This window comes from Geitlerinema sp. CS-897 (genome assembly GCF_028368005.1).
Lineage (GTDB): Bacteria > Cyanobacteriota > Cyanobacteriia > Cyanobacteriales > Geitlerinemataceae > Baaleninema > Baaleninema simplex.
This window is the reverse complement of the sequence record NZ_JAQNCQ010000305.1, coordinates 1-12,092: the sequence shown is the minus strand read 5'-3', so window position 1 is coordinate 12,092 and position 12,092 is coordinate 1. Positions and strand designations below refer to the sequence as shown.

General features: G+C 53.4%; 10 protein-coding genes. 4 read left to right on the top strand and 6 right to left on the bottom strand.

Features of this window, described 5'->3' with window-relative positions; translation table 11 throughout:
• Nucleotides 1-102 precede the first annotated feature (102 nt).
• From POG22_RS19325 to POG22_RS19315, 3 genes are all read right to left on the bottom strand, one after another.
• Nucleotides 103-2,160, bottom strand: a complete 2,058-nt coding sequence (locus POG22_RS19325; protein WP_498906845.1) for a ComEC/Rec2 family competence protein — start codon at nt 2,158-2,160, stop codon at nt 103-105.
• Nucleotides 2,161-2,308: 148 nt separating this feature from the next.
• A complete protein-coding gene (locus tag POG22_RS19320; RefSeq protein WP_017658969.1) occupies nt 2,309-2,434 on the bottom strand; it encodes a photosystem II protein Y in 126 nt (41 codons plus the stop codon).
• 51 nt (nt 2,435-2,485) lie between these two features.
• The gene (locus POG22_RS19315; protein WP_498906844.1) at nt 2,486-3,037 is read right to left on the bottom strand and encodes a gamma carbonic anhydrase family protein; all 552 of its coding nucleotides are present in this window, start codon (nt 3,035-3,037) and stop codon (nt 2,486-2,488) included.
• A gap of 428 nt (nt 3,038-3,465) precedes the next feature.
• Between POG22_RS19315 and POG22_RS19310 the strand changes: the two genes are divergently transcribed.
• Both POG22_RS19310 and POG22_RS19305 read left to right on the top strand, forming a co-directional pair.
• Nucleotides 3,466-3,984, top strand: a complete 519-nt coding sequence (locus tag POG22_RS19310; protein ID WP_498906843.1) for a TIGR02652 family protein — start codon at nt 3,466-3,468, stop codon at nt 3,982-3,984.
• A 62-nt stretch (nt 3,985-4,046) separates the two neighbouring features.
• On the top strand, nt 4,047-4,484 hold the full coding sequence (locus tag POG22_RS19305; RefSeq protein ID WP_498906842.1) for a VOC family protein: 438 nt from the start codon (nt 4,047-4,049) through the stop codon (nt 4,482-4,484).
• A 68-nt stretch (nt 4,485-4,552) separates the two neighbouring features.
• On the opposite strand, the gene POG22_RS19300 is transcribed toward POG22_RS19305, so the two are convergent.
• Nucleotides 4,553-5,956 (bottom strand): sensor histidine kinase, encoded by a 1,404-nt coding sequence (locus POG22_RS19300; protein WP_498906841.1) that lies wholly within the window; start codon nt 5,954-5,956, stop codon nt 4,553-4,555.
• Nucleotides 5,957-6,673: 717 nt separating this feature from the next.
• Between POG22_RS19300 and POG22_RS19295 the strand changes: the two genes are divergently transcribed.
• Nucleotides 6,674-7,153, top strand: a complete 480-nt coding sequence (locus tag POG22_RS19295) for a copper-binding protein (RefSeq protein ID WP_498906840.1) — start codon at nt 6,674-6,676, stop codon at nt 7,151-7,153.
• 28 nt (nt 7,154-7,181) lie between these two features.
• On the opposite strand, the gene POG22_RS19290 is transcribed toward POG22_RS19295, so the two are convergent.
• Nucleotides 7,182-7,997: a tetratricopeptide repeat protein gene (locus tag POG22_RS19290; protein WP_498906839.1), complete on the bottom strand. Its 816-nt coding sequence runs from the start codon at nt 7,995-7,997 to the stop codon at nt 7,182-7,184.
• Nucleotides 7,998-8,037: 40 nt separating this feature from the next.
• On the bottom strand, nt 8,038-10,623 hold the full coding sequence (locus POG22_RS19285; RefSeq protein ID WP_498906838.1) for a GAF domain-containing sensor histidine kinase: 2,586 nt from the start codon (nt 10,621-10,623) through the stop codon (nt 8,038-8,040).
• A gap of 222 nt (nt 10,624-10,845) precedes the next feature.
• Between POG22_RS19285 and POG22_RS19280 the strand changes: the two genes are divergently transcribed.
• The gene (locus tag POG22_RS19280) at nt 10,846-11,703 is read left to right on the top strand and encodes a pantothenate kinase (RefSeq protein WP_498906837.1); all 858 of its coding nucleotides are present in this window, start codon (nt 10,846-10,848) and stop codon (nt 11,701-11,703) included.
• Nucleotides 11,704-12,092 lie beyond the last annotated feature (389 nt).

Below are 12,092 nucleotides of genomic sequence, written 5' to 3'. Positions count from 1 at the left end.
CTACTATTTTTGTCAAGTCAGTTGGCTCTTGAATGTTATTTTCAAGTCAAGGGGTCAGTTGGCTGAGTCGAAATACCTAATTCCTTTCCGATTCACTTTATACTACTTATACACTACATTTGAAGTGCGGAATGTGGGATCCAACATTCGCAGATCGAGCGATCGCCCCCAAAACCCCATCGCCGACACCGCCGACAATTCCCCCGACGACAACATCCTCGCCTGTTCTTCTCGCGTCGCATCTCCCAAAATCGTCCAGGTTTCGCCGCCCACTGACAACTGCAACACTTCCGGATGAGACGAGAGAGACTGCACCGCCATGTCTTCGACCCGAATTTCCTCAAATTCCTCCACGTCCGCCTCGACTGACAGCGAGTCTTCCACCCCGTACACTCGACGGGTCGGTAACATCTGTGACAGCAACTCCCAGCCTTCCCCATCCGCGATCGCCACCACCGTCTCGAGGCGGTTCACGCCTTCACTTTGCAAAAACGGTAACACCGCATATCGCGTGTTTTCCACGTCTCCCCCGTGAACCAGCGTCGTTTTCCATCCCTGCTGCACCACGATCGCAGGCTGTTCTCGCGTCGCCAACACCGTAACCCGCAGCAAATTCGTCTTTTCCCCCACCGCCGGAACGATCGCGATCGCCACCGCCGCCAGGAACGAGCCGACAAACCCTAGGAATTTAGGAAACTTAGGGTTTTCCCATTGCCAAATCAACCCAACGATACCGAGGATTCCATAGAGAATCGCCACTTGCCAAATCGCAATTTTATCGACGGCGATCGCCGTTTTTGGAAGCATCGCGAAGAAATCGACGATCGCTAAAATTCCCCGAATCGGATACGTCAATCCCCAAGCGATGACACTTCCCGCAGGCGGAAACACCAACGCCGCCAACGCACTCGCAAATCCCCCCAACGTCACTACCGACAACAGCGGCGTCGTCACCACGTTCGCCACGACACTATAAACGGGCATTTGTCCGAACGCGAAAAGTTGAATCGGAAGCGTCCAAATCATGGCAGCCACGGGAACCGCCAATAACGGTGCGATCGCCGGAGGAAGCCAATCCAACCGCTTCACCAGCGGCGGAACCGTCACCACCAACCCCAGCGTCGCCAAAAAACTCAACTGAAAACCCAAATCCCGAATCCACAGCGGGTTCACCACCAACAGCAACGTCGCCGCCACCCACAACGCTCCTACCGGATTGACGCGGCGTCGCGTCGCCAGTCCCAACAACCCCGCAAATCCCATCAACGCCGCCCGCAACACTGACGCCTGAAACCCCACTAAACCCACATAAATCGATAACGTGAAGCTCCCGAGGACAACCTTCGCGCGATCGCCCAAATTGCGCCCCAACCCCAACACCGCCCCCAAAATCAGCGACACGTGAAATCCCGACGCCGCCAACGCGTGAGCTAACCCCACCCTCGCAAAGCGATCGCGTACCTCATAAGGTAAATCCACCGCTCGCCGCCCCAGCACCATCGCACTCAGCAGCGTTCCCTCGGGAACCCCCAACCGTTCGACTTGCGTGCGGACGATGCGATCGCGCAACTGCCACCATCCCCATCCAGATGGCTCTTTAGCGGTGTCCCAGGCGATCGATTCTCCCTTCAAACCCGCAAAAATGCCGTTTCTAGCCAAATAGACGCGGAAGTCGAAACTGCCCGGATTTTGGGGCGGTTTGGGTTCGTATAAATACCCCGTTACCGAAACCTCGTGTCCCGGCTTCAGCCCCGTTCCCTGCAAAATCGGAACCGTCACGTAGAGCTTTCCCGAGACCGATTTCGAGGCGTCATCCAAAAAAATCGCCCGCGTCTCGAACACGAAGCGAGCGTCTTGCTTTCGATTGAGCGTCGGAACTTCGACGACCGTACCGCGAACCGTCACCTCGTTTCCGGCGTACCGACTGACATCCGTAGCAGTCGGGTGAGGCATCCGAAACTGAAAATACAGCGTCGCGGCAAATCCCACCAACCCCACCGAAATCCAAACTTCTGCCCGAGGTCCCGTTCGCCAAATCCAAGGGATCGCCGCCGCCAACAGACAACCACTAGCCAGCCAAACGTAGGGCATTCCCCGTACTTCCGCCAACAAGACCCCAAGAATATATGCCAGTAGTAGAACGTACCCCGAATTTCGCAATTTCGACGATTAAAAAATTTCAACGTACACGGCCAACATACAAGGGTTCATTTTGCCACTTCCCATTCTCCAATACAAAACCGACTGTCTTCACACCTAGTACATCGGTGGAACACAGTCGGTTCGATCGCGCCGCGAACGGACGACTCTAGCTTTCGCGGTTCAGGTAAGTTTGGATTTGTCCCACGGCGGCAGCACCGATGTTGAACACTGCCCAACCCAGAGCGATCGCGATCGGGCCCAGTACGACTAACAAACGCCAATCGAAGTCCATAAGACGGTCTCCTATTTTAAAAAAATCTTAAAGGTTCTCATCAAAAACTCATTATATCTCTCCGCGCCCCGATTCCGAATTGGCGTAGAAGCCCAAATCCGATCCCGTTCCGGCGTGAACCCGCGCCAGACGTTCGTACTTGCGGGCGTGTTCGATCGAATCTTCGACTCGTTCTTCCGAAACCGGACGCACCACTTTCCCCGGAACGCCTAAAACGAGCGATCGCGGTGGAACGTCCTTCGTCACCACCGCCCCCGCACCGATGATACTACCAGCCCCCACCCGCACGCCGTTGAGAACCGTTGCCTGAATGCCGATCAGAGATCCCCGTTCGATATGGGCGCTATGAATCACCGCCCCATGACCGATCGTCACGTACTCCTCGATAACCAACGGTTCGCCAGGATCGCCGTGTAACACCGCCCCGTCTTGCACGTTGCAATACGCCCCGAGATCGATCTCCACTACGTCGGCGCGAACGACGGCGTTGTACCAAATACTGACCCCTTCGGCAATGCGCACCTTTCCTACTACCGTCGCGTTGGGGGCGACAAACGAGGCGGGAGAGAGATCGACGGGTTTCCAATAAGTCGGGGTTGCCATATCCTTAGAAAAATTCGGCAGTTTCACAGCGTATTCTCGAAGTCAAACCAGTAGGTTGGTTAACTCTCCGTGCGGGAAGTCCCACGCTCTACCCGAGGCGGGAAAGCGGTGGCCGGGAAAGCGAGGTCGGGGTTGGCGCTATACTAATCAGTAGTGTTGGAACTCCAGCACCCAACGCGATAACTAAGTGTCTAGATTTCAGCCTGCGGAAGGCGGGTGTCTGCCTGTGGACGCTGTATAAGACTCAACTGTAATCTTACAGTGAGGTAACGGCGGATGAAGCAGGAAACCCACATCATAATCTTTGATTTGATGTTGGGTACTTCACAATAAAGATACACTGGGACGAGCCGTCCGACGGAGGCGGGATTTCGATCGCCGTTTTCTCGGAAACGTTTCAGTTCGCAGTCGATTCGAGCGACCGTTACATGGACTTTCCTACCGATCCAGGCTCTCAGTATCCCATTTTCGGACCGGAAATCAAGTGTCCTCACTGTCGGCAAACGATTCCCGCACTGACACTGACAGACACCTATCTCTGTCCGCGTCACGGCGCGTTCGAGGCCAGCCCTAAATCGGGAGAATTGGTTCATCTACAGTCGAACCGACATTGGCGGATGTGGAACGGGGAGTGGTATCGCCAGCATACCCACCCCGATGGCATTCGCTTTGAAATTCACGAGGCTCTCGATCGACTTTACACCCAGGGCTACCGCGCCACCCGCGTTATCGTTGCCGAACGCTACAAGGAACTTATCGGAGCCTATCTCGAACGCAGCACCCCTTGGCGCGATCGCCCCGATTCTCCTCCACCGAAACTTTACGGACTCCCCGTTGAATTCAGCCCCACCGCTGAAGACGATCCCTGTTGGGCAGTCATCAACTTCGACTTGGAAAAAGAACCCGGCGTTCCGGTTCGCTATCCCTACTTCCGCCTCTTCGATTGAAATGAGGAGATGAGGAGATGATGTCCCCTTGTCTCCCCCTCTCCCCCTCTCCCCCTCTGTTCATGCATCACGCTTCCATTCGCACTGCTGACATCCACCGCGCGATCGCCTTTTACGAACTGCTGGGATTTGCCGTCAGCGATCGCTTCACCACGGGATACACCCTCGCCTGCTGGATGGAAGGATCGAACGGACGCATCGAACTGATTCAAATTCCCGAACCGAAACCTGCCCCGGATGCGTTTTCTGACGAGCATTACGTGGGCTACTATCACCTGTCCTTCGATTTGACAGAAGCGGTATCGGATTTACCAAGTTGGTTGGAGAACCTCAAAACCCGCTTCGCCACTCTCGCCGAGAACAACCCCGAACTCGCGAGTCCGCTAACGGTTCTCCTCGAACCCCAACAGCAACAAATCGGCGATCGCGTTTACGAAGTTGCCTTTATCGCAGACAGCGACGGCTTACCGTTAGAGTTTCTCTGCCAACTCAGAACGTGAAGACAGTTTTCAGGTCAACCGTTCTATCTCCCCTCCTCCAGTCATCCCGTCAACTTCCCTTTTCCGCTTTAACAGGCCGCTTGCAGGAGTGCTTCTGGCAGTGGTGACGGTCGATCGATGGGAGCGACAACGGCTTGCATGGGAATTTCGAGGGTAAAGGTAGTTCCTTTTCCGGGTGTCGAATGACAGTGAATCTCGCCCCCATGTCGTTCGACAACAATTTGATAGCTAATAGACATTCCCAATCCCGTTCCAATACCGATGTCTTTGGTGGTGAAGAAGGGATCGAAAATGCGCTGGCGCACGGATTCGGACATCCCCGTCCCGTTATCGGAGATCGAAACGTAAACGCGATCGCCTCCAACGAGGCCAGTTTCGATCGAAATCGCGGGAACGGCTTGCAAGTGCGAGGTTTGAGCAAAACGGCGGCGATCGCTCAAGGCGTCGATCGCGTTCGAGAGAATATTGGTAAATACTTGGTTGAGCTGTCCGGCGTGACACTCGATGTCGGGTAACTCGCCGTAAGATTTGACGATTTCCACAGCGGCGAGATCGGGTTTGGCTTTGAGACGGTGTTGCAGAATGGTCAGGGTGTTATCGATCCCGTCGTGTAGGTTTACTGCTTTCACCTCGGCTTTGTCTAGATGAGAGTAGTTCCGCAGCGATCGCACGATTTGCTGGATGCGTTCGGTTCCCACCCGCATCGAATCTACCAGTCGCGGTAAGTCCGATCGAATGAAGTCGAGATCGGTTTCTTCGATCGCCGTTTTGATTTCTGGAGGAGGATCGGGCAGTGCCTTGTCGTACAGTTCGATCGATCTCAGCAAACTGTCCGTATACTCAGCTAGATAAGTCAGATTGCCGTAAACGAAGTTGATCGGGTTGTTGATTTCGTGGGCGACTCCCGCCACCAGTTGTCCCAAACTCGACATCTTCGCTTGTTGGACGAGTTGCGATTGCGTTTGTTGGACTTGCTGAAGCGCCCTGGCTAAAAGATCGGACTTTTCTCTCGCTCTGGCTTCGGACGCTTGGAGTTGTTTCTGAAGCCGTCGTTGGTTGAGTTGGTTCTCGACTCTCACCAAAACTTCGGCAAACTGGAACTGTTTGCTGATATAGTCCGAACCCCCCACTTGAAACGCTTTAATTTTGTCGATGGCTTCATTGCGGGCGCTAATAAAAATGACCGGAATCTCGCGGGTTTCCGACGAGGCTTTCAAATGTCTACAGACTTCGTAGCCGTCCATTCCCGGCATGGTGATATCGAGCAAAATCAGATCGGGGTTTGAGTCTACGGTCGATCGCACCGCCTGATGGCTGTCAGTTACGGTTTGCACGTCGTAACCGTATTTCCTCAGCATCGCGGCCAGCAGATAGGGAGAGTCATCTACGATAAGAATGCGGTTGTTAGACAGCTCGATGGGATAGCTGAGCAACTCGTCGATATTGGCATTTGTAAGAAGTTCTTCTGTCATAGTCATACCTTCTAACCCCTTGTTGGTTAAGTCTGTTGTAACGTCGTTTACAAGTTGCAACTTTTACAAGTGTTGGAAATCTAAATTTGTAACACTATAACAACACCGAAAATATTAGGGAGCGAATACTTGAGTTGTCGGACGCAATGCTGTCCTCAGATAGTCAGACCAGCTTCGATCTCCTTTATCCTCAAAAAAGTCTCTTTACTGCTCCCTCGCGTTTTTTAATTGTAATAGATTCCAGACATTATAACTGAATTGTTTCGTTCGTAAAGTGTAAAAAAATACTAAAGTTTAATTGATTTTTTTGTGAAGCGGTTCGAGTCGCCCCAAGTCAACCCAGGACTAATATGAGGTAAAGACTTGGTAAAGCCGATCTCGTTAAATAAAAGCTGTAAGTCTCGCAACATTTTTTTGTTTTTGTTTCTTTTTTTACAAAAAAGTATACAAATAGATACGAGACCTTGGGCAAATAAACGATCGACTTTCGTACAGTTTAACCTTCTAGAAGAGCCACCTGTCTAGTGAGAAATATACGTTGTTTAAAGGCTTCAGAAACACTGAAACTTTGCTCCGAAAATTTACTGAATTTCCATAAGACTAATTTGCGTGTTTTTACAGAGTGCGCGATCGCTCGAGTTTCGACGTCCAGAACCAAAGGTGGCAAAATAGACAAATCCGATCGAATTAACCCGAGATGAGTTTGGAGAAATCGAGATGACGATACCCAATCTGCACCCGATCGTTCGGGGGTCGATCGTTCTGGCGATCGCCCTCCTCATCAACCTCTACAACACCGGAATTGCCGCAGCTTCGAGTCAAACTGCCATCGCCCGCGTCGAGACCACCGAAGTCCCCGTGAGCCTCGGCAGCGCGGCCGACGAATTAAAATTCTTTCCTAACAACTTCGAGTTCGTCGCCGGACGCACCTACAAACTCGTTCTCGATAACCCCAGTCCCCAGAAACACTACTTCACTGCCAAAGATTTCGCCGATGCCAGTTGGACGCGTAAAGTCGAAGCCGGAAACGTTGAAATCAAAGGCGCGATCCACGAACTCGAACTCAAACCCGCCTCCGTTGCCGAATGGGTGTTCGTCCCCGAAAAACCGGGAACCTACGATTTGCGTTGTACCATCGCCGGTCACGCCGAAGCGGGCATGACGGGAACCATTCGCATCGTGACAGAGAAGAGGTGATAAGGAGAAATACTTCCTCGTCCCCTCTTCACCGGCCGCTTAAATTCAAAAAATTTCCTAACGCCTCCACCATCCGAGGCGGCCAGCGACGTATCCGCGCCACCCACTCTAAATCGCCGTAGCGGGAATCTAACCCGTAAGCAGCGACCCAGTTACTTTCAGCTTCTCCGAGGCTTCCCTTCGCCCACAAACTCGCTGTCAAAGCCGCTCGCATATCGGCAAACTGGGGGTAACGACGCACGATATTTTTCATGCGACGCACGGCTTCATCGGTTTTTCCAATTTGATAGAGAGCGAGAGCGTAATTGGCGCGGGCGAAGGCGAAATCCGGGGCGAGTTCCACCGCTGTTTTGTAATCGGCGGCGGCGTCTTCCCAATTCCCCCGTCCGGCTTTGGCGTTTCCGCGATTGTTGTAAGCGGCGGGATCGTCGGGGGAGAGGTCTAATACGCAATTGTAATCGGCGATCGCGTCGTCCCAGCGTTGCAAGGCTTCGTACACCGTGCCGCGATTGAGATAGGGGTCGGGAACCTCTGGAGCCAATTCGATCGCCCGGTTATAGTCGGATAAAGCCGCCTCGAGATGGTTTTGGCTGACGCGAACGTTACCCCGATTGCTCCACAGGGCAGGATTGTCGGGGAACTGTTCGATCGCTTCGCTCCAGCGATCTTCGGCTTCGACGAAATTTCCCTGTTGGCTCGATCGCATGGCGCGATCGAAAATCTGTTCTAACTGCTCGAACTGAATTTCCGTCAGATGGGTTTGAGCCAACGCCGTCGGAACGCCCGTCCACAACCCTCCAAACCACCACACCAACACGATCGACGCTGTAACGATCCAACCCACAACCTGTTCTCCTCGATACAGACAATTTCTAGCGATTGTATCAGCGCGATTCGGCGTCCTCGTGACGCACGGGCAATTCGATAACGATTTCCGCTCCTGATTGGAGGCGATCGTTGACGTAAAGTTTGCCCTTATGACTTTGGACTACCACTTGATAACAGGTCGAGAGACCCAACCCCGTGCCTTGTCCGACGGCTTTGGTGGTAAAAAACGGGTCGAAAACGCGATCGCGCACGGTTGCGGGAATTCCCGGGCCGTTATCGCGTACCGCCACACGCACCCAGTCGTCCGACAGTCGCTCGGTACGAAGCGCGAGTTTGCCAGGTATTTCGAGGTCTTCGAGAACGTCGAGGGCGTTTTCAATTAAATTGAAAAACACTTGATTGATTTGACCGGGACGACATTCGACTTCCGGCAAGGTTTCGTCGTACTGCTTGCAGACTTTCAAATCGGATTTAAACCGCCGTTGTAGCATCACCAAACTACTATCGAGACACTCATGTAAATCCACCGGTTTGAGTTCGGCTTCGTTGAGGTGCGAAAAGGTTTGCAAGGCATTCACTACACTCGAAATTCGCTGACTTCCATCTTTCATGGATTTCATGACCTTGGGAAAGTCGTCGCAGAGATAATCGAAATCGAGGTCTTCTTTCAAGTCTTCGACCTCTTGGCTGTGAAGCGTTTCGAGTCCCTCCAACAGCGACGTTCCGTATTCGCTGGCGTAGTGAAGGTTAGCAAAAATGAAATTGTTAGCGTTGTTGATTTCGTGGGCGACACCGGCCGCCATTTTACCCAACCCGGAGAGTTTTTCACTTTGGATGAGTTGCAGTTGTGTCGATTGCAGGCGATCGAGGGCTTCTCGCAACTCCTGAGCTTGAGCTTTCGTTTGGGCGTAGAGTTCGGCCTGTTGAACGGCGATCGCCACCTGTTCGGCCAGTTGCGAGAGCAGTTCGATTTCTGTGGGTTTCCAAGAACGGGGGGACTGACAGGCTTGAGCGAGGAGCAATCCCCACAACTGTCGCGATTCTGAGAGTTCCCCAGAATCTGTTCCTCGGGTGACGATGGGAACGATGAGGTTAGCTTTAACGTGAAGGCTCTCGAGAAAATCCCGGTGACACGGATCGAGGTCGGGGTCGATCCCAACGTTGTCGATCGCCCGCACGCGTCCTTGAAGGTACGAGCGAGCGCGTTCGCCGTGAAAACAATCGTCGCGCGTTTCTTGATTTAAAATCGACCATTCGGGACGGGCAACGTCCTCGACTGCCACCTCCCCTTGCCAGCCTTCTGTAAACTGATAGACCACCACGCGATCGGTCTCGAGGAGATCGCGAATTCCCGTGACGGCGGTTTGTAAAATTTCGGGGAGATCGAGACTGCGCCGCACGCGATCGGTCATCAACCGCAGCAAATTCTCTCGCTGAGCCTGGGCTTGAGATTTGGTGTATAAATCCGCTTGTCCGATGGCGATCGCCAATTGGTCGGCAAGTTGCGTCATCAGATGGCTTTCGCGGGTTTTCCAGCGTCGCGGGGCGCGACAGTGGTGGGCGACGAGCAATCCCCAAAGTTTGGGGAGGTCGTTCGGCCGGGGTTTTCCGAGGAGAATGGGGACGATGAGGTTCGCCCGAACTTGCAAGCGTTCGAGGAACTTTACGTGACAGCGATCGAGGTTTTCATCCTCGAAGATGTCGTCGATCGCCCGGACTCGCCCTTCTCGATACAGGTGGGCGTACTCTCCAGAAAAGCAGTCGTCAGCGCCCATATTACCCAATACGGACGTCCAGGGTTCGACTACATCTTCGACGACAACGCTACCGTTCCAATTTTCGTGAAATTGGTAGATGACGACGCGATCGACTTGTAGCAACCGTCGCGCCCCCCGAACGGCGGTGTTGAGAATGGTTTCTGTATCGAGGGTGTTGCGGATTTTGTTCGTCACTAGGCGCAGAAAGGCTTCCTGTGCGGCGGCGTCGCGAGTCGCTTTGTGGAGACGGGCGCGATCGATGGCGATGCCGAGTTGACGGGCCACCCCTTCGAGAAGTTGCTGTTCCCAGGGTTGCCACTCTCGCTCGCGATCGCACTGGTGCAAGCCGATAATGCCGTTAATTTCTCCTTGGTGGCGCGTGGCGACCGCTAATATCGAGCGAATTTGCAAAGATTCGACGATCTGCTTGGCGGCTTCTCCCAAACCGGGAAAGTCGATAAATCGTTTGACTGCTAAGGATTTTGACGTTTGTTGCAACGCTTGTAAGTGAGGGTTCTCGTGCGGGTTGACTTCGATGCCGAGTTGGGACGGATAGTCCCCGTCGTTGTATTCGCCTCGGGTGACGAACAGGTCGCGATCGTCCTCTTCGCGCACGAGAACGCTGGCGCGGTTGCAGTTTAGAGTGCGACAGAGTAACCGACAGGCGGTCGAAAGCACTTCGTCGAGATCGAGGGTACTGCTCAGTTGAATGTTAATTTCGTTGAGGAGCGTTGCCAGTTGAACTTGTCGTTCGAGTGCCGAGCGATCTCGCGGCGGCGTGGGATTTTCTCGCTCCGTCGTCTCGCGCGATCGAGTCTCGTTTGAGATCGAGTCGGTGGTATTGGTAGGAACAACGAGATCGGAGGAAGAACTGAGGGAAGACATAAAAAATTCTTTAACGAAATTTCTTGTAATACGGACGAACGACGACCGAAGGTAGAGTTAGCACTTTGAACGAAAGACTGGCCTGAATCTATAGAATTTAAACGAACTCTTTCGAGGAGTCGGTTACGCTTATTATATTTTTATTAAAAAAATATTAAATTGCAATGGTTGGGAGCCACTGCGCCCCTCTACCTCGTACTGACCGCTCTTCCTATTCTAGCGATGTCTGATTTTTCTGACTCGATCGATAACCGTCGTCCGTGGCTGGCCTTGGGAATCGGCAACTCGCGCTTACATTGGGCGCGGTTCGAGGGAGACAACCTCGTCATCACTTGGAACACCCCCCATTTAGACGCAGAGGCGATCGATCGCCTCCAGAGCAGTCAGTTCGACTTTTCGCCTTGGGGTGCCGTCGCCGCGCAAGGCGATCTTCGTCTCGTCGTCGCGTCTGTGGTTCCCGATCGACTGAAGCTGTGGCGTTCCCGCGTCCCGCTCACGAATTTGAGTCTCGACAACGTACCGTTGCGGGGATTGTATCCGACCCTCGGCATCGATCGCGCGTTAGCCGTACTGGGAGCCGGAACCCGTTACGGCTTTCCCGTGCTGCTCGTTGACGGCGGAACCGCCTTGACACTGACGGGTATCGGCAGCGATCGCACTCTCGTCGGCGGTGCGATTTTACCGGGGTTGGGATTGCAAATCCGCACTCTGGCTCGAGAGACTGGCGCTCTCCCCGAAATCGCTCGAGGAGACGACGCGATCGTTCCCCAACGTTGGGCGAGAGATACCCACACCGCGATTCAAAGCGGCATTACTTACACCGTTCTAGCAGGCTTGCGAGACTTTATCGAAGCCTGGTGGCAAGACTACCCCAATACCCCTGTTGTCTTGACGGGAGGCGACGGGGAACGATTGAAAAAGGCGTTGATACAGCGCGTTCCCGCCTGGACGCCGTGGCTGCACGACGACCCTCACGCTTTGTTTTTGGGAATTCAAGCCACGATTTGTCGCCCTCGCGCGTCGGGTGGTCGATCGCAGAGGGTATCGAGCGATCGAGGCGATCGGACTGATGCTCTTTGACACTCATCGGACTGAAGCCGCGATGAGTCTTGGGTTATAGAGGAGCCGGAGTTTAACCACTTCTAGGTGGGAAGCCTAGTTTCTCGCCAAGCCTCTAAGGTATGTCCCACCGCTTTTTCAGTGAGCCGCGTCCACTGTTGGCTGTTGACTGTAATGGCAGGGCTTTAAACCCACAAATTTTCGGAAACTGATACTTCATCCTTTTCCGATAAGCTAGGTTTCAAGAAGTCTTCCCCCCATCCCCCCCTCTGACAAGGCTATGATTGTAATAGAGAGAGAAAGAGCCGACAAAGAGAAAGCCGTAGACTCGTTTAGGAGAAGCCATGAAATACAACTCAGCTTACCTCAAACAGTGGTCGCAAGAAGTCAGTCGTCATTTTCCGAATCTT